Here is a 17314-nt window from a genome sequence, read left to right on the forward strand (position 1 = left end):
TAAGTCGTGTTCGCTTCAACAAAATTTTATCAAAAATACAACTTTTACCAAATATAGCGATGGTTTTATTATATTTATAACGTTTACATTTAACTAAATTGATGATTATGAAAAATATCCCCTTAAAACAACTTGATTTTAAATTATTGCTAATATTTAGTGTGTTTTTTACGAGTTTATCATTTTGTCAAGGTAATTTAACAAAAAACAAAAGTGATTTCTGGGAAAACGTAAGATTTGGTGGCGGTTTTGGTTTAAGTACAGGCGATGGTTTTTTTAGTGCCACCTTAGCACCTAATGCTATCTATCAATTTAATAGTAAATACGGATTAGGTGTTGGCTTAAATGGGACGTATAATAGACAAAAAAATGTTTATAAATCTACAATTTTTGGAGGTAGCGTTATTGGAATTTATAATCCTATAAATGAAATACAACTTTCTACTGAATTTGAAGCTTTAAATGTTAATAGAAAGTTTGAAGGTAACTTTTCTAATAATCTAGATGATAATTATTGGTATCCTGCTCTTTTTATAGGTGCTGGTTACCGTACAAACAACATTACTTTTGGTATTAGATACGATGTACTTTATGACAAAGACAAAAGTATTTATGCAGATGCTTGGATGCCTTTTGTTAGGGTATTATTTTAAAAAAATAAAAAAATCTTTAGACATATAATCTAACCTCTTTGTATTTAAATGAAGAGGTTTTTTCTTTAGCAAAAAAAAAAATATATATTTAATTAGGATAAATTAATCCTAAATATGATTTTTGTCATGTTTTGAACTAGCTTCTATTTGTAATTTTATCAAAGATTTGTTATCTTATTAAGTACACACATTAAACTAAACATTATGAAAACAACACTAAAACTTATGATTATTTTTTTTGCAACACTACTAATTAGCTGTGGCGGAAAAGAAGAAAAGAAAAAAGAAACATTTTCTTATAAAAAGAAAACAACAACTGAAAAAACAACAACAAAAACACCTGAAAAAGTAAAAGCTTCTGACAAAGTAGTTTTAGATAACAAAGGTGTAGGACCTATAAAAAACATTGATTTAGGTGCTGAAATAGATAAAAAAATGGCAACACAAGGCTCTGAGATATTTAAAAAAATGTGTACTGCTTGCCACAGACCTGACAAGAAATTTATTGGTCCAGCTCCTGCTGGCATCTTAGATCGTCGTGCGCCAGAATGGGTAATGAATATGATTTTGAATCCTGAAGTTATGGTTAAAGAAGACCCATTAGCTAAAGAACTTTTAATAGAATTTAATGGAGCACCAATGGCAAATCAAGGACTATCAGAAGAAGATGCCAGAGCTGTATTAGAATATTTTAGAACCTTAAAATAACAAACCATGAAAAAACCAATTAAAATCTTGTTTTTAACCTTTACAATTGCAGTTTTATTCTACTCTTGTAAGGATGCAAACAAAGACTCAACAACCACAACAGAAGTTACTAACGAAGCCTCAAAACCTTCAAAAAAGTCTGGACAAGCCTTTATTGAGGATGATAAGAGTTCAACTGTTTTAAGTATTGCAATGGGCTCTAAAGACCATACAACACTTGTAGCAGCTGTACAAGCTGCGTCTTTAGAAAACGCTTTAGTAAACGCAGGACCATTAATGGTTTTTGCTCCTACTAATGAAGCTTTTGAAGCTTTACCAGAAGGAATAGTAGACAATTTATTAAAACCTGAAAACAAAGATGCTTTAGCTAATATCTTGAAGTATCATGTAACTCCAGGAAACTACTCCAAAGACTTTTTAAAGAAATTTAAAAAATTAGGTCAAGCTAACAACGCCTATGTAAAAGTAGAAGTAATTGATAACGAACCCATGATTGGTGGTGCTAAAATACTAGCTAGTATTAATGCTGGTAACGGCATAGTCCACGTCATTGATAAAGTTTTATTACCACCTTCAGAATAACTACAAACACTATTTAAAAATAAACAAAAATGAAAAAAATATTAAAATCAACACTTGCAATTGTAGCGGTATTTGCCGCATTTACAAGCTGTAATAACTCTGGTAAGTCTGGCGGAAAATCTGGAGCCTTATCAAGTAACATAGCCGAAAAAGTCTATGTAGCTCCTGGTGAGCACGACTCGCATTACGCCTTTATTTCTGGTGGTTACAGTGGAAATTTAACCGTTTACGGCTTACCATCTGGTAGAATGTTTAAAGAAATACCTGTGTTTTCACAGTTTCCTACTTCAGGTTATGGATATTCTGAAGAAACAAAACCAATGCTAAATACCTCTCATGGATTTATTCCTTGGGGAGATTCTCACCATCCAGATATTTCTCAAACCAATGGAGAAATTGATGGTCGTTTTATTTTTATAAATGAAAATAACACACCAAGAATAGCAAAAATTGACTTAAAAACTTTTGAAACTACCGAAATTATTGAAGTACCAAATAGTGCTGGTAATCATAGTTCTTCGTTTGTCACAGAAAATACAGAGTATGTAGTAGCAGGAACACGTTTTTCTGTACCTGTACCACAACGTGATATGCCAATTAAAGAGTATAAAGGTAATTTTCAAGGTGCACTATCATTTATTAGCGTAGCACCAGAAACAGGTAATATGGATATCAAATTCCAAGTTTTAATGCCTGGTTTTAACTACGACTTATCACATCCTGGACGCGGAAAATCTCATGGTTGGTTTTTCTTCACTACTTATAATACTGAAGAAGCAAATACACTACTAGAGGTTAACGCTTCACAAAACGATAAAGATTTTATTGCAGCTATTAACTGGAAAAAAATTGAAGAATACGTAAATAACGGAGGCGGAAAAATGATGCCTGCAGAGTATGCACACAATGTCTATGACGAGCATACACACACTGCAACTTCTACAATGAAAAAAGAAGTACGTGTGATTAATCCAACTGAAGTACCAGGAGCTGTATATTTCTTACCAACACCAAAATCTCCTCATGGTTGTGATGTAGATCCTTCTGGAGAATATATTGTTGGTAATGGTAAGCTATCTGCCAACTTAACAGTGCATTCATTCTCTAAAATGTTAAAAGCTATTGAAGATGAAAAGTTTGCTGGTGAAGCATACGGAATTCCGATCTTAAATTTTGAAGATGTTTTAGCAGGATCTGTTGAACAGCCTGGACTTGGCCCATTACATACTGAGTTTGATGGTGAAGGAAATGCATATACGACTTTCTTTATTTCATCTGAAGTTGTAAAATGGAAATTAGGAACTTGGGAAGTCATTGACAGAAAACCTACATATTACTCAGTTGGTCACTTAACAATTCCTGGAGGAAACTCAAGAAAACCACAAGGTAAATACATGTTTGCGATGAATAAAATCACAAAAGACAGATACTTACCAACTGGTCCAGAAATGGAACATTCGGCTCAATTGTACGATATTTCTGGAGAGAAAATGGAACTATTGTTAGATTTCCCTACACACGGAGAGCCTCATTATGCTGCTGCAATGGAAGCAGACTTAGTAAAAGAACGTTCTCAAAAAATCTACAACTTAGAAGAAAATAAACATCCTTACGCTGCTTTTTCAGATTCAGATGCTAAAGTGGTAAGAAAAGGTAATGAAGTTCATATTTATATGACTACTATTAGAAGTCACTTTACACCAGATAATATTGAAGGTATCAAATTAGGTGACAAAGTATTTTTCCATGTCACTAATTTAGAGCAAGATTTTGATGTACCTCATGGATTTGCGGTACTAGGACAAAACACATCTGAGTTGTTAGTTATGCCTGGACAAACAAAAACATCTGTTTGGGAACCTACTAAAGTTGGTGTATGGCCATTTTATTGTACAGATTTCTGTTCTGCACTACACCAAGAAATGCAAGGTTATATAAGAGTATCACCTAAAAATTCTGATGTACCATTAAAATGGTCAATGGGAGAAGACATAGAATAACAAATCTATAAAATTAGAGAGATTTTGTTTTAGTGTTTATTTCTCTAACTAAGGCGAGAGTTGTTTTTCGCTCTCGCCTTTCTATTAAATACACTACAACAAATAAAAATATAAAAGTTAATTATTGTATTATGAAAAAGTCTAACCTCATAATGTTCTTGGCAGCTATTTTACCATTAGGATTATTTTTATTTCCGCTTTGGAAAATTACGCTGGAAGCACCACAATATCCTACACCTTTAGGTATGTATATACATATTAATGACTTTGTAGATGCCAATCCGCATGATATTAAAAACATAAACTTAATGAATCATTATGTTGGGATGCAATATATTCCAGAAGCAATTCCGGAGTTTAAAATTTTTCCAGCTGGTATTATTATAACAACAATTTTAGGATTGCTAATTGCTTGGAAAGGAAATTACAAATGGTTTTTAGGCTGGTTTATATTAATGATTATTTTAAGTGCTGCCGGAATGTATGACTTTTACCTCTGGGAACACGATTATGGTCACAATTTAGACCCAAAAGCCATCATGAAGTTTACCAATCCGGATGGGACCCAAATGGGATTTCAGCCACCACTTTTTGGAAGTAAAGACATCTTAAATTTTAGAGCACATTCGTATCCTCAATTTGGAGCATTATTTTTAGGTTTAGGTATTGCTGCAGGATTTGTTGCTTATTTTATAGGTAAAAAAAGACATAAAAAACTCCCTTCTTAAATAAACCCTTCCCTTTAGGAAGGATTTAAGATCGGAAAAAAACACTAAAAATGAAAACACTAAAACACTATATATTTATTTCATTACTGCTATTAGTTTTTAGCTGTAATGTTTCACCAAAACCAATAGACTACGGAAGCGATGGCTGTCATTTTTGTAAAATGACTATTGTAGATAAAGTACATGCTGCAGAGATTGTTACTAAAAAAGGAAAAGTTTACATGTTTGATGCAACAGAATGTATGATTAATTTCAGAAAAGATTTTGACACATCTGAGATTGAACTTTATCTATCAAACAACTACACAGAACCAGAAGCTTTAATAGACGCTACCGAAGCTACATTTTTAATCAGTAAAAATATTCCAAGTCCAATGGGCGCATTTCTATCTGCTTTTAAAAATGAAACAAATGCTAAAGAATTTCAAGCTGAAAAAGGTGGCGATTTATATACCTGGGAAGAATTACTAGCCAAATTTAAAGACTAGTATCATGAAAACATTTTTCATTGTTATGTCTGTCATTTTTATGACAAAGCTAAGTATTGCTCAAAATATAACCGTATGCAAGACCTGTCCCATTTCAACTTTAAAAAAAGCAATTGCACATGCAAAAGATTTTGATACAATAGTTGTTAAATCTGGTACTTATAAAGAGTTTGATGTTAACGTCAATAAGCCTTTAACTATTATAGGTGAAAACTATCCTGTAATTGATGGCGAATTAAAAGGCGAAATCATTACTATCACCTCAGACAACGTAACTGTTGATGGATTGTTTATCATAAACGTTGGGACTAGTTACACTGAAGATTATGCTGCAATACGCGTTAAAAACAGTAAAAATTTTTTGATTCAGAATTTAGTACTAGAAAAACTTTTTTTTGGTATCTACATCGAAAAATCCAGAGACGGCAAAGTGTTTCATAACAAAATTATTGGTGATGCTGTAGAAGAATATAATTCTGGTAACGGCATCCAACTTTGGTATAGCAATAACGTAAAAATAGAACATAATTTTGTACAACATGTACGTGATGGTATTTATTTAGAATTTTCTGATGATTGTGTCATAAAAAACAATGTAAGCGCATTAAATGTGCGTTATGGACTTCACTTTATGTTTTCTAATGACGATATTTATCAAGACAATATTTTCGAAAATAATGGTGCAGGCGTTGCCGTAATGTTTTCTAAACACATAGAGATGTACAACAATATTTTTAAGGAAAATTGGGGAACGGCTTCTTATGGTTTGCTGTTAAAAGAAATAAACGATGCAGAAATTGAAGGCAATACCTTTGAAAACAATACCATTGGCATTAATATTGAAGGTTCTAATCGTATTAATTACAAGCAAAACACGTTTTCTAACAATGGTTGGGCCATTAAAGTAAAAGGAGCATGCTACACTAATAAATTTACCCAAAATAACTTTTTATATAACTCTTTTGATATTGCCTATAATAGCAAGGTTAATGACAACGAATTTGATAAAAACTATTGGAGCAATTACACAGGTTACGATCTTAACAAAGATGGTATTGGAGATGTGCCTTACAGACCAGTAAAACTATTCTCTTACATTGTAAATCGCACACCAGAAACCATTATTTTACTGCGTAGTATGTTTATAGATATTATTGATTTTTCTGAAAAAGTATCTCCCGTATTTACTCCAGATGATTTAATGGACAACAACCCTCAAATGAAAAAAATAACATGGTAACTATAAAAAATCTACATAAAAAATTTGGCAAAAATCAAGTATTAAGCGGTGTTGATTTATCTATAACAGAAGATGGTATTTTTGCCGTTCTTGGACCAAATGGGTCTGGTAAAACAACATTGATAAAATCGGTTTTAGGCATGGTAATTCCTGATAAGGGAAACATTACCGTTTTAAATGAGAACATTAAAAAGAATTCTGATTACAGACATAAAATTGATTATTTACCGCAAATAGCCAATTTCCCAAGTAATCTTCGTGTTAAAGAATTAATCAAGATGATTAAGGATTTGCGCAAACCCACCAATGAAGATCAACGATTAATAGAACTCTTCAAATTAGAACCCTTTTTAGATAAAAAATTAGGCAATCTTTCTGGTGGAACCAAACAAAAAGTCAACCTGGTTTTAACCTTTATGTTTGATAGTCCATTAATTATTTTGGACGAACCTACTACAGGTTTAGACCCAATTTCTCTTATTAGATTAAAAGATTTAATCAGTGCAGAAAAAGAAAAAGGAAAAACCATCTTAATCACTTCTCATATTATGAGTTTTGTTGAAGAAATTTCGGATGAAATTGTGTTTATCCTCGAAGGTAAAATCTATTTTAAAGGCACTATTCAAAAATTAAAAAACAAGACCGATCAACCTGATTTTGAACACGCGATTGCGTCTATATTAACAGACAATCATGCTTAAAATATTAAAATATAGTTTTTTCGATTTAATGCGTAGTCGTTGGAGTTACGTCTATTTTGCATTCTATTTACTGCTTGGTATTGTCCTGTTGTTTTTAAACAACGACCTATCAAAAGCAGTCATAACGTTAATGAACGTTATTATTGTTTTAGTACCTTTAATAGGAACTATTTTTGGCGTTATGTATTATTACAATTCCAAAGAATTTACAGAGCTTTTATTAGCACAACCCTTAAAGCGTTCGTCTATTTTTTTAGGCCAATATTTAGGTGTAGCCTTATCACTTTCTATGAGTTTAATTTTAGGCTTAGGATTGCCTTTTGTGTTTTATGGTTTGTTTGAAAGTAGTGCCATTTGGGACTTTTCATTACTACTTATTACAGGTACATTTTTAACCCTAATTTTTACTGCTTTAGCTTTTAATATTGCCTTATCTAACGAGAATAAAATTAAAGGTTTTGGATATGCAATTTTGCTTTGGTTATTCCTGGCAGTCATTTATGATGGTCTGTTTTTGATGACACTAATTATGTTTGAAGATTATCCTCTAGACAAAGTATCTTTAATCGGTACGATGCTAAATCCTATAGATTTATCAAGAACATTAATTTTATTAAAACTAGATATTTCAGCCTTACTAGGCTATACAGGAGCAGTGTTTAAGCAATTTTTTGGAACTAGCTTTGGGTTAATTATATCTTTTATTATGCTTACCGTTTGGGTTATTTTACCTGTTTTAAGAATTATATTTAAGTCTAAGAAAAAAGATTTTTAAGCTACTAATCGACATTAAAACCACACCATTATGAAAATTAAATTTGCCATAGCATTACTTATTTTAGCTTTCGTTTTTGGTTGCAAAAACGACCAGTCTAATCCTCAGACAACTTCTTCTATACAATTAGAAGGTTTGACACTTAATAACAACCAAAAATGGGTTGCTAATAAAGAAACGCATATTGGAATGCAGCGCATTGATTCGATTTTAAAACATAATGATTTTAAGAGTGCTAAAAAACTAGGCAAATCGCTTTCAAAGCAAACCAGTTATATCATTAAAAGTTGTGATATGACTGGCGAAGCGCATGACCAACTTCATGTAGTACTGGTTCCTATTATAGAAGAAATTTCAGAGATAAAAGAACTAGATAACACTTCAGAAATAGACAAAAAAGTAAGACATTTGCAACGCTTAACAGCAACCTATTTTAACTATTTTAAAAACTAATTATTAACTGACATAAATCATATTATTTAGGACAAATTTATCCTAATTTAGCAACATGATATTAAAGGTTACATATAAATTAACTGCTTTGTTTTTAACATTCGTTTTATTAGCGAACAACATTAACAATGTCGTTATTGTAACCGATTTTGTGATTAACCAAGAGATTATAGCTAAAACACTTTGTATCCAAAAAGAAAATCAAAAAGGATGTAACGGTAAGTGTCAATTAACAATAGAACTGGCAGAAAATAACACCAATTCTAATCAAAATGCACCATTGCCAGACAATGAAAGAACGCACTTAGACTTTTTTGTTATTAATACTTTTAGACATCTAAACGTTGAGGAATTTTCTCAAATATCTCAACTACACAGTAATCTATATTATAAAATAAAAGCACCAACTACTGGCTTTTATACTATAGATACACCACCACCAAATTTGTGTTAATTTTTTCGTGATGCTCTTAGAGCATATTTCTTTCTTTTTTGATGCCAAAATGGTTTCAAAACAAGATAATTATGTCAAAAAATTAACTCAAACACTATAATAATGAAACTTAAATATTTATTACCAATCGTATGTTTTACGCTATTCTTTTCATGTTCAACAGACGATAATGACGACACAATGCTAATTAATGAAGTTGAAAATTTACAACTTATTAAAACCATAGAAAATGGTGACCAATCTATAGAACTTTATAACGAAAAAGGAATGTTTGAAACTGGTTACAACATGATTAGCTTAAGAATTAAAGACAATAACACAAATACATACGTAGAAGATGCTACAATCTCTTGGATGCCAGTAATGCAAATGCCAACGATGCAACATTCATGTCCTAAATCCGAAATCACAAAAGCAATAGGAAAAGATACGGTTTACCAAGGTTTTATAATCTATCAGATGACTTTTGAAGATGGTTCTGGTTGGTCTTTAACTTTAGATTATACTATTAACGATGTGGACTATTCTGTAACAGAAACTATAAACGTTATGCAATACGAAAACCAGAATACTGCAAGTTTTATGGGTAGCGACGATAGTAGATATATTGTAGCTTTGATAGCGCCTAAAGCCCCAAGTATAGCAATAAATAACATGAAAGTAGGTCTTTTTAAAATGGAAAATATGATGACGTTTCCAGTTGTGGAAGATTACACCATTGCTTTAGATCCGCGTATGCCAGGAATGGGTAATCATAGCTCACCAAATAATACAGATTTAACGTATAACAGTGCAGATCATTTTTACTACGGAAATTTATCCTTAACAATGACTGGCTATTGGAAGCTTAATCTGAAGCTTTTAGACGCGTCCGGAACTGTTTTAAAAGGTGAAGATGTTACTGAAAACAATGAATCTAGCAGTTTATATTTAGACCTAGAATTCTAATTTATATTATATGCCATATTGAGCGCAGTCGAAATGCTATAGAAAAATAATAATAGCCGTTTTTTCGGCTGTTCTCAAATTGACAGCATTTCACACTTATTTAAACACTAAAATTTTTTGCTATGAAAATGCAACTATTAGTCTTTTTATGTCTTCTAGTATCTGCAACTGGTTTTACACAAGACCAGCAAGAAGAAGCCAAAAAAGACACGACAAAATTAGAAGAAGTCCTTATCGTATCGCGACGTAAATTTAGTAATCACAGACAAGAAAAAACATTATCTAGTATTGATGATTACTTAGAAAAATCCAATAATGTTACGATGATAAAACGAGGTAATTATGCTTGGGAACCAACGGTTAACAACATGGTTAGCCAGCGTTTGGTAGTAACCATTGATGGCATGCAGATTTTTGGTGCTTGTACTGACAAAATGGATCCCATTACATCCTACGTAGATGTATCAAATCTTGACAAAGTAACTATTGGTTCTGGTCAAGAAGGTACCGAAAACGGACATTGTGTTGGTGGAGGCATCGATTTGCAATTACCTACTTCTAAATTTAATGGTTCTGGTCTAAAATCAAATATCGATTTAGGTTACGAAACTAACGGAAATTACAAAGCTACAGGATTAGATCTGGAATATGCAGGCAACAAGTTTTTTATAAGTGCAGATGGGATTTTTAGAACATCTGATAATTATGATGCTGGTAACAATAAAGAAGTATTATATTCTCAGTTCGAAAAATATAATCTATCCTTACAAACAGGTTATAAATTCTCTGAAACCCAAAGCCTAGACGCCAATATTATTTACGACAAAGCCACAGATGTTGGCTATCCTGCTTTACCAATGGATGTATCTTTGGCAGAAGCTTTAATTAGCTCATTAACCCATCATTACACACCAGAAAACAAAGCCTTAAAAACATTAGAAACCAAATTGTATTTTAACACTATTACTCATATAATGGACGACACCAAGCGACCAATTGTTCCTATAAGAATGGATATGCCTGGATGGAGTGATACCTATGGATTTTACAGCAAAGCAGATGTTATTAAAGACAAACACCATGTATCTCTTAACTTAAATGGGTTTTATAATAAATCTTTAGCTGAAATGACCATGTTTTCTAACAACCCAAATGAACCAGATATGTTTATGTACACTTGGCCAGATATTAGAACACGTTACACAGGTATTTTTGCCAAAGACGCATATTATTTAAACGATAATTCTAGCCTTGAATCTTCTGTGCGCTTTGGTTTACACAACAACAGGATAGCCAAAGAAGAAGGCGTAGAAAGTTTAGGTATTTTTCATGATAATGTAGAAGACACCAAAGACAGAACGCTATTAAGTGTTGCGTCTGCTTACAAGTATAATAAGAACAATTATAAGCTTTCTTTTGGTTTAGGTTATGGCGAACGTGCACCATCGGTAAGTGAAGGTTATGGTTTTTTTATATTTAATAGTTTTGATAATTATGACTACATAGGCAATCCAAATTTAAAAGATGAAAAAGCGCTAGAAGCCAACTTTAGTTTCAACCAAAAATTCAATGATTTTGAAATTGGCTTACAATCATCTTACTTTTATATTATGGATTATATAATCGGAGATTTAGCGCCAAACGTAAGTTCTATGACTATTGGTGCTAATGGAGTACGCGTTTATAATGCTTTAGACCATGCTTCTATTTTTGATATCTATTTAAACAGTAGCTATAAAATTTCTGAGCGATTATCAGTAAACGGAACTATTGGTTATAACTATGGTAAAGGAAGCAATAACAAAAATTTACCACTTATAAAACCGTTCTCTTATTTTGCTGAATTTAATTACAATACATCAAAATTTAATGCAGCTTTACAGCTAGAAGGTAATGGCAATCAAAGTAATTTTAGTAGTTTATATGGCGAAAATGAAACCGCTTCATATGCTTCCTTAAACCTTAATTTAGGTCATGCATTTTATGGTAAAAACGGAAAAACAATTCTAAAATATGGTATCGAAAATATTTTAGACGCCAATTATTCTACCTATGCAGACTGGAATAATATACCAAGACAAGGACGCAATTTTTATGTGAATTTATCTTATGTATTTCCTTGAAAATGATATAAACATGGTTAAATGTGTGAACTAAAAAATATATAAATCATAAACCTATTAGACCTCACAGGTTTTAAAATCTGTGAGGTCTTTTTTTAAAAGTATTTCTGTCATTAAGAATGAGGCACGAAGAGGAATCTTATAATAAAGAGATTTCTCGTCACTCGTTTTGTCGAAATGACAAGAAACCATTAAAGGTTTATAAAAACTAATTCTGATAATCATCGGAAGTAAAATCCCAAAGTTTTGAAAACAGGATAAAACCTTTAATTTGATAATCAAAAGACGACATAATCTTTGGACCTATTTTGTCCAAAATTCATCATCAGTATTATCTTCAAAAACTTCTGGTTGATGAATTTTTTCAATATCAATTAATTCTGCTTCCGTAGCTATCTTTTGTATTTCAGGAAACAACACACGTTCTTCAAATCTTATATGCTGTTCTAATTGGTCTTTAATATGCTGCAACGTTATAGTCTCATCATTACTCTCTTCAAACAAGTGTATTAAATTTTTGTGTTCTGTCAAAGCACGTTTTACCAATTCGTGATCATTGCCTAAAATGGGAAAAATGTGATTTTCTTCCATTTCAAAATGCGGAATTAAATGGGTTTTGTAAAACCAGTCAGCATACGTCTTAATACGTTTTGTCGCTATCTGATATCGAAAACCCATTTTAATTTTATAACACAATAACAAGCCAAAATGATGTTCTCTGCTTAAGGGTTGCAAGGCTTTATGTCTTTTTTGTGGCTGATGTTGCATACTTTTTGGATTTAATAATATTTAATAAAATAAAACTAATGCCTAAAGGCAATAAAATGCTAAATAAAAATAATAGCAGGTAATATTCTGTTAGGATTCCGCCTTTAAAATAGTACTTGATGCCTTGAATGAGCAGTAATAATTCGGTTAATACAAAGCCTAACACAAAACTATAAACACCAAAAGTTAGTGATTTTGAAACCGTAACCAAATCAGTTTTCAAGATAAAAGCAAATAAAAATCCACTAATAACACCAAGCATTAACAAATGGATAAAACCAATAACAAAATTACGATGCTCATAAACTACTTGAGAAAACTCAGGTAAAATAGAAAGTGACTGAAAAACTACTTTTAAAACAAAACAAATCAGCGCAAAACAATACATATAAAATATTAGCTTGTTTTTCTGATTTGTCAGCGTATTTATTTTCGGTTTTATAAGTTGAAAACATTTATACAGCGCTAAAATTTGGATAACAACACCAAAACCATTAATCCACAATAAACTATCATGAGGTGCAAACCATTGAGTTGGCAATGCAAAGGTTAATAAAGTTGATGCAATTAATAACCAGAAAAACTGTTTAAATATTTTAGAATTTTCAACCTGTAAAAGATGAAAAAAGACCACTAAAACTGCTATTAAAAACCATCCATTAAACTGATAATGTAAGAAGAATTGTATTGCTATTTGATAAAACGCAGACGACTGACCAAGTGTTGCTACTGCTGGACCTAAACACCAAACACCAAAGGTAGAAACAACCATAAATAACAATGCTGTTTTTAACAACTTTTGACTTACGTTTGATGAGGTTTTGCAGTGTTTCCAAATTAGATACACAAAGTAGTAACTACAAAAAATGTGTAAGGTTGAAAACGTAATAGAAATAGCAGCATATCCTTGAAACGGAAAAGTAAGCATCATGCCAATTACAGCAACTTCTGTTAGCCAAAACAACCGATTGAAGACCTTAAGTTTTTCTGGAACAAAATAATGTACAAAAAGTACATATAACATTAAATATACCCAACCTAACATGGCTACGTGCGAGTGCGCATGCGTTAAAAACCGATAATTAATATCAATAGAGTCTATAAAAGAAAAACGCAAAGTCAATCCCATTACTGCAGCAATAAAGAAATTAATTAAACAGACTATGACTAATTTTTTTGGCATGTATCAATTAGTTGGGTTAGAAAAGTAATGAAATAAGATAAAAATCCCGAAATGTCTGAGGAAAACATTTCAGGATTTTACTATAGGTTAAAAAAAGTAGATAAGGGATCGCTATCAATCAAATTGTGTTTCTAACGCTATAGCTTTAGGAAACAGAATGTTATTTTCTAAATGAATATGTAAATGCAAGTCTTTTTCAAATTCCTCTAACATAGCAAAGGTAACTTTATACGTGTTGCAAGCATCAGCTGGCGGATTGTAATTGTCCGTTAATTCTGCAATGTCTCTAAAACGTTGTCCTTCATTATCGTGTTCTTCCTTCATCATAGCAATTGGGTTTTCTACAGTGCCAAATTGTGGTGATTGGATTGCTTCATTTTTTAATTTAGCATTAACCATTCTCTTTACAAAAGGGAAAAGGATTAGTTCTTCCTTCTTCATGTGTGAGGCTAACTCGCCTGCAGATGCTGTAAACAACTCGTTTATTTTAAATAATTCTGGATGACGTTCGCCATGCACACGACATAATTTGTTTAAAAACTGAAGTAACACAGGTATTTTTTCTTCTACATATCTGTGGTGTTTTTTCTCTATATATTCTGCCAACAAGTCTAATGGCCAAGAGTTATAGTCTATACTTTCGCCTGTTTTGGCATTTAAAACGTTATTAAGTTCTGCTATAATTGCAGCTTCATCAATACCTTTTTTCTTGCAAGCTTCGGCAACTGTTCTATTACCATTGCAACAAAAATCTATTTTGTATTTAGAAAAAATAGCTGCAGTTCTAAAATCGTCTGCAACGTACTGTCCTATTTCTTTTTCGATGTTTTTTTGTAATACTTCCATGATTTATTATTTATTTCGGATAAATTTGTCTTATTTATATTTAAATTTTTTTTATTGAAACTCGATTTCAATCTAATAATTGTAAGTTGAAATCGATCCTTTTTTATATTGTAATTTTAAGTTTTTAGAAACGAAGAACCTAACTTAATATCCATAGCTAATTCTTCTAAATTAGTAGTTTCTAACATCTGTTTCAAACCATTTCTAATATCTTTAAATTTATCGTGCACAGGACAAGGATGATTTTCGTCGCAGGCACTTAAACCTAAGCCACATCCACTGTAGACAGCATCTCCATCGATAGCTTTAACAATTTGAGATAATTTAATTAATGGTATTTGATCTTTATCAATTTCAAAACCACCATGTGCGCCTCTTACAGACTTTATAATATGGTTTCTAACTAAAGCTTGAAGTATTTTTGCAGTAAATGCTTGAGGAGAATTAATTTCTTCAGAAATCTCCTTAGGACTTACACGTTGCCCTTCATAAGAGTTTTTAGCAATAAAAATTGAGGCTCTTATACCGTATTCGCAAGCTTTTGAAAACATTTATTTATAATTTATTACAAAGATAAAAAATTAATCAAGACAAAAACATCTTAATTTAAGAATATTGATGTCTAAACCATACTTTTTGCCATTCTCTTTTTAGGATTAAAAATGAAACGTTTTCACTTAACTGCAAAGCATCGTTACCATCTAGAGCTTTAATTTGATGTTCTGGCACATCAATTATATATAGTAAATTAAGATATTCTGTAAATTTTTCTTGTATTAATCTATATACCGTGTCTTGTAACAACAACTTCAAACTAGTCGGTAAGATATCTTCATCAAAATCTAAATCTATATTAGCGTATAAAAAATCTTTGTTTAGTTGAGAGACTAATTTTTTATACAAATTTAATTTTGTGGCGTCTTCAATTAAGTTTTCAAATGTTGCTGGTAATTTCATTAGACTTTTCTTGTCATTAATCCCATTCCAAACTCCTTTAGTAGCTGCTTTTTTTCTTCAGAGATAGTTAAGTCATCTAAAATCTTAAATGCTTTATTTGTATATTCTTCAATAGCATTTTGAGTTGCTTTTGCAGATCCACTTTCTACAAAAAACTGTTTTACAGTTTCTATTTTATCTTTGTTATCTTCTAATTGAACCGAATATAATTGCTCTAATTGCCTTTTTTTATCTGCATCCAAATACTCTAATGCTTTTAAATACAGGTATGTTTTTTTATTTTCAATTATATCTCCTCCTATTTGCTTTCCAAACGTTTTTGGATCACCAAATGCATCTAAATAATCATCTTGAAGCTGAAAAGCTATACCTAACAATCTTCCAAAGTGATAGATGCTTTCTTTATTTTCTTCAGACGTTTTTGCAACAATAGCTCCCATCTTCATAGCTGCACCAACTAGCACAGCTGTTTTATACTCAATCATTTTTAAGTATTCTGAGATAGTAACATCATCTCTTGTTTCAAAATCAACGTCGTATTGTTGTCCTTCACAAACCTCTAAAGCTGTTTTACTAAATAATTTGGCTAATGCTTGAAACGTTTTTGGCTCATAATTTTCAAATAGTTGATAAGCCATAATTAGCATTGCATCTCCTGACAAAATACCTGTATTAATATCCCATTTTTCATGTACAGTTTGTTGTCCACGACGTAATGGTGCATCATCCATAATATCATCATGCACTAATGAAAAATTATGAAAAATCTCTACACTTAATGCTGCATCAAAAGCATCTCTATGGTTAGCATCAAAAATTTCGGCAGTCATTAAAGTTAGTACTGGCCTTAATCTTTTTCCGCCTAATTCTAGAATATAATTTATAGGATTATATAAGTTTTCTGGCTGTTTTGGCTTTGCGTATTGCTGTAAATACGCTATAAACGCTTTTTGATAATTAGAGATATTTTGCATCCTGCAAAAATAAAGCAATTACACATATTAAACTAAAATAATCGCATGTTAAAAAATCATTAAAACTTAGGAAACTTTTTTTGTTTTTAAAGTTTCCCGACGTACATTTGCCCAGATTATGAGAGAGAATATTTTAAACAAATCAGCAGATTTATTTTTAAACTACGGGTTTAAAAGCGTAACAATGGATGATATAGCTAATGCTTTAGGTATTTCAAAAAAAACTATATATCAACATTTTGATAACAAAACAAAGCTAGTAGAAGCTACAACATTGCATATGTTTGATATGATATCTAAAGGCATTAATTGTATTTGTTCTTTAGAGAAAAACCCTATTGAAGAAATTTATGAAATTAAGCGTTTTATAATGGAACATTTGAAAGACGAAAAATCTTCACCTCAACATCAACTTCAAAAGTATTATCCAAAAATTTTTGAATCATTAAAGCAAAAGCAATATTACTTAATGCAAGATTGTGTTGTAAATAATTTAAATCGCGGTGTAGAATTAGGATTATATAGAAAAAGCATCAACATTCAATTTATATCTAGACTATACTTTAATTGCATGATGTCTTTAAAGGATAGAGAATTATTTCCTTTACAAAATTTCTCAATGAACATGTTAATGGATAATTATCTAGAATATCATGTTCGTGGAATTTGTACAACAAAAGGTTTAGATATTTTAAAAGAACTAACAGAAATAAATCAATCATAAAAACTACCA

At 31.3% G+C, this 17314-nt stretch carries 20 protein-coding genes; 14 read left to right on the forward strand and 6 right to left on the reverse strand.

Going from position 1 to position 17314, the window contains the following annotated elements:
• The first annotated feature begins 107 nt into the window (after positions 1-107).
• The 13 genes from FHS04_RS08690 to FHS04_RS08750 all read left to right on the forward strand — a co-directional run bounded on the left by FHS04_RS08690 (position 108) and on the right by FHS04_RS08750 (position 11853).
• On the forward strand, positions 108-653 hold the full coding sequence (locus FHS04_RS08690; protein WP_221184973.1) for an alpha-ketoglutarate decarboxylase: 546 nt from the start codon (positions 108-110) through the stop codon (positions 651-653).
• A gap of 204 nt (positions 654-857) precedes the next feature.
• Positions 858-1361: a c-type cytochrome gene (locus tag FHS04_RS08695; protein ID WP_027879507.1), complete on the forward strand. Its 504-nt coding sequence runs from the start codon at positions 858-860 to the stop codon at positions 1359-1361.
• A gap of 6 nt (positions 1362-1367) precedes the next feature.
• Positions 1368-1943 carry a fasciclin domain-containing protein gene (locus FHS04_RS08700; protein WP_027879508.1) on the forward strand — a complete coding sequence of 192 codons (576 nt, stop codon included), beginning with the start codon at positions 1368-1370 and terminating at the stop codon, positions 1941-1943.
• 29 nt (positions 1944-1972) lie between these two features.
• Complete coding sequence (gene nosZ / locus FHS04_RS08705; RefSeq protein ID WP_106677379.1) at positions 1973-3943, forward strand: Sec-dependent nitrous-oxide reductase; 1971 nt, start codon at positions 1973-1975, stop codon at positions 3941-3943.
• Between the two features lie 131 nt (positions 3944-4074).
• Positions 4075-4671, forward strand: a complete 597-nt coding sequence (locus FHS04_RS08710) for a hypothetical protein (RefSeq protein WP_027879510.1) — start codon at positions 4075-4077, stop codon at positions 4669-4671.
• A gap of 50 nt (positions 4672-4721) precedes the next feature.
• A complete protein-coding gene (locus FHS04_RS08715) occupies positions 4722-5159 on the forward strand; it encodes a nitrous oxide reductase accessory protein NosL (protein ID WP_106677377.1) in 438 nt (145 codons plus the stop codon).
• Positions 5160-5163: 4 nt separating this feature from the next.
• Positions 5164-6399 carry a nitrous oxide reductase family maturation protein NosD gene (locus FHS04_RS08720; protein ID WP_027879512.1) on the forward strand — a complete coding sequence of 412 codons (1236 nt, stop codon included), beginning with the start codon at positions 5164-5166 and terminating at the stop codon, positions 6397-6399.
• Positions 6393-7100, forward strand: a complete 708-nt coding sequence (locus FHS04_RS08725; RefSeq protein ID WP_106677373.1) for an ABC transporter ATP-binding protein — start codon at positions 6393-6395, stop codon at positions 7098-7100. The genes FHS04_RS08720 and FHS04_RS08725 overlap by 7 nt, the downstream gene beginning before the upstream one ends.
• On the forward strand, positions 7093-7875 hold the full coding sequence (locus tag FHS04_RS08730; RefSeq protein WP_106677371.1) for an ABC transporter permease: 783 nt from the start codon (positions 7093-7095) through the stop codon (positions 7873-7875). Before FHS04_RS08725 ends, FHS04_RS08730 begins: the two co-directional genes overlap by 8 nt.
• Before the next feature lie 30 nt (positions 7876-7905).
• Complete coding sequence (locus FHS04_RS08735; RefSeq protein ID WP_027879515.1) at positions 7906-8328, forward strand: hypothetical protein; 423 nt, start codon at positions 7906-7908, stop codon at positions 8326-8328.
• A gap of 88 nt (positions 8329-8416) precedes the next feature.
• Positions 8417-8782 (forward strand): hypothetical protein, encoded by a 366-nt coding sequence (locus tag FHS04_RS08740; RefSeq protein WP_146131292.1) that lies wholly within the window; start codon positions 8417-8419, stop codon positions 8780-8782.
• Positions 8783-8884: 102 nt separating this feature from the next.
• Positions 8885-9730, forward strand: a complete 846-nt coding sequence (locus tag FHS04_RS08745) for a hypothetical protein (RefSeq protein ID WP_027879517.1) — start codon at positions 8885-8887, stop codon at positions 9728-9730.
• 122 nt (positions 9731-9852) lie between these two features.
• Positions 9853-11853 carry a TonB-copper family protein gene (locus FHS04_RS08750; protein ID WP_106677367.1) on the forward strand — a complete coding sequence of 667 codons (2001 nt, stop codon included), beginning with the start codon at positions 9853-9855 and terminating at the stop codon, positions 11851-11853.
• A gap of 303 nt (positions 11854-12156) precedes the next feature.
• Here the strand turns inward: FHS04_RS08750 and FHS04_RS08755 are convergent, their stop codons facing one another.
• From FHS04_RS08755 to FHS04_RS08780, 6 genes are all read right to left on the reverse strand, one after another.
• Positions 12157-12621 (reverse strand): hemerythrin domain-containing protein, encoded by a 465-nt coding sequence (locus tag FHS04_RS08755; RefSeq protein WP_027879519.1) that lies wholly within the window; start codon positions 12619-12621, stop codon positions 12157-12159.
• Positions 12593-13804 carry a hypothetical protein gene (locus FHS04_RS08760; protein ID WP_106677365.1) on the reverse strand — a complete coding sequence of 404 codons (1212 nt, stop codon included), beginning with the start codon at positions 13802-13804 and terminating at the stop codon, positions 12593-12595. The genes FHS04_RS08755 and FHS04_RS08760 overlap by 29 nt, the downstream gene beginning before the upstream one ends.
• Positions 13805-13918: 114 nt before the next feature.
• Entirely contained in the window at positions 13919-14650 is a 732-nt protein-coding gene (ric, locus tag FHS04_RS08765; RefSeq protein ID WP_027879521.1) for an iron-sulfur cluster repair di-iron protein, read from the reverse strand.
• 116 nt (positions 14651-14766) lie between these two features.
• Complete coding sequence (locus FHS04_RS08770) at positions 14767-15201, reverse strand: RrF2 family transcriptional regulator (RefSeq protein ID WP_106677362.1); 435 nt, start codon at positions 15199-15201, stop codon at positions 14767-14769.
• A 55-nt stretch (positions 15202-15256) separates the two neighbouring features.
• A complete protein-coding gene (locus tag FHS04_RS08775) occupies positions 15257-15607 on the reverse strand; it encodes a hypothetical protein (protein ID WP_106677360.1) in 351 nt (116 codons plus the stop codon).
• Positions 15607-16581 (reverse strand): polyprenyl synthetase family protein, encoded by a 975-nt coding sequence (locus FHS04_RS08780; RefSeq protein ID WP_106677358.1) that lies wholly within the window; start codon positions 16579-16581, stop codon positions 15607-15609. The genes FHS04_RS08775 and FHS04_RS08780 overlap by 1 nt, the downstream gene beginning before the upstream one ends.
• A 118-nt stretch (positions 16582-16699) precedes the next feature.
• Between FHS04_RS08780 and FHS04_RS08785 the strand changes: the two genes are divergently transcribed.
• Positions 16700-17305: a TetR/AcrR family transcriptional regulator gene (locus FHS04_RS08785; RefSeq protein WP_106677356.1), complete on the forward strand. Its 606-nt coding sequence runs from the start codon at positions 16700-16702 to the stop codon at positions 17303-17305.
• The last annotated feature ends 9 nt before the right edge of the window (positions 17306-17314 follow it).

Origin of the sequence: Mesoflavibacter zeaxanthinifaciens subsp. sabulilitoris (assembly GCF_014191595.1) — a bacterium.
Taxonomy (GTDB): domain Bacteria; phylum Bacteroidota; class Bacteroidia; order Flavobacteriales; family Flavobacteriaceae; genus Mesoflavibacter; species Mesoflavibacter zeaxanthinifaciens.

What these genes read in the sequence shown, in the direction of transcription:
- FHS04_RS08770 (WP_106677362.1), bottom strand. Translation starts at nt 15,201, where the DNA reads ATGTTTTCAAAAGCTTGCGAATACGGTATAAGAGCCTCAATTTTTATT.
- FHS04_RS08775 (WP_106677360.1), bottom strand. Translation starts at nt 15,607, where the DNA reads ATGAAATTACCAGCAACATTTGAAAACTTAATTGAAGACGCCACAAAA.
- nosZ (WP_106677379.1), top strand. Translation starts at nt 1,973, where the DNA reads ATGAAAAAAATATTAAAATCAACACTTGCAATTGTAGCGGTATTTGCC.
- ric (WP_027879521.1), bottom strand. Translation starts at nt 14,650, where the DNA reads ATGGAAGTATTACAAAAAAACATCGAAAAAGAAATAGGACAGTACGTT.
- FHS04_RS08745 (WP_027879517.1), top strand. Translation starts at nt 8,885, where the DNA reads ATGAAACTTAAATATTTATTACCAATCGTATGTTTTACGCTATTCTTT.
- FHS04_RS08695 (WP_027879507.1), top strand. Translation starts at nt 858, where the DNA reads ATGAAAACAACACTAAAACTTATGATTATTTTTTTTGCAACACTACTA.
- FHS04_RS08735 (WP_027879515.1), top strand. Translation starts at nt 7,906, where the DNA reads ATGAAAATTAAATTTGCCATAGCATTACTTATTTTAGCTTTCGTTTTT.
- FHS04_RS08760 (WP_106677365.1), bottom strand. Translation starts at nt 13,804, where the DNA reads ATGCCAAAAAAATTAGTCATAGTCTGTTTAATTAATTTCTTTATTGCT.
- FHS04_RS08755 (WP_027879519.1), bottom strand. Translation starts at nt 12,621, where the DNA reads ATGCAACATCAGCCACAAAAAAGACATAAAGCCTTGCAACCCTTAAGC.
- FHS04_RS08715 (WP_106677377.1), top strand. Translation starts at nt 4,722, where the DNA reads ATGAAAACACTAAAACACTATATATTTATTTCATTACTGCTATTAGTT.
- FHS04_RS08730 (WP_106677371.1), top strand. Translation starts at nt 7,093, where the DNA reads ATGCTTAAAATATTAAAATATAGTTTTTTCGATTTAATGCGTAGTCGT.
- FHS04_RS08785 (WP_106677356.1), top strand. Translation starts at nt 16,700, where the DNA reads ATGAGAGAGAATATTTTAAACAAATCAGCAGATTTATTTTTAAACTAC.
- FHS04_RS08725 (WP_106677373.1), top strand. Translation starts at nt 6,393, where the DNA reads ATGGTAACTATAAAAAATCTACATAAAAAATTTGGCAAAAATCAAGTA.
- FHS04_RS08720 (WP_027879512.1), top strand. Translation starts at nt 5,164, where the DNA reads ATGAAAACATTTTTCATTGTTATGTCTGTCATTTTTATGACAAAGCTA.
- FHS04_RS08690 (WP_221184973.1), top strand. Translation starts at nt 108, where the DNA reads ATGAAAAATATCCCCTTAAAACAACTTGATTTTAAATTATTGCTAATA.
- FHS04_RS08780 (WP_106677358.1), bottom strand. Translation starts at nt 16,581, where the DNA reads ATGCAAAATATCTCTAATTATCAAAAAGCGTTTATAGCGTATTTACAG.
- FHS04_RS08750 (WP_106677367.1), top strand. Translation starts at nt 9,853, where the DNA reads ATGAAAATGCAACTATTAGTCTTTTTATGTCTTCTAGTATCTGCAACT.
- FHS04_RS08710 (WP_027879510.1), top strand. Translation starts at nt 4,075, where the DNA reads ATGAAAAAGTCTAACCTCATAATGTTCTTGGCAGCTATTTTACCATTA.
- FHS04_RS08700 (WP_027879508.1), top strand. Translation starts at nt 1,368, where the DNA reads ATGAAAAAACCAATTAAAATCTTGTTTTTAACCTTTACAATTGCAGTT.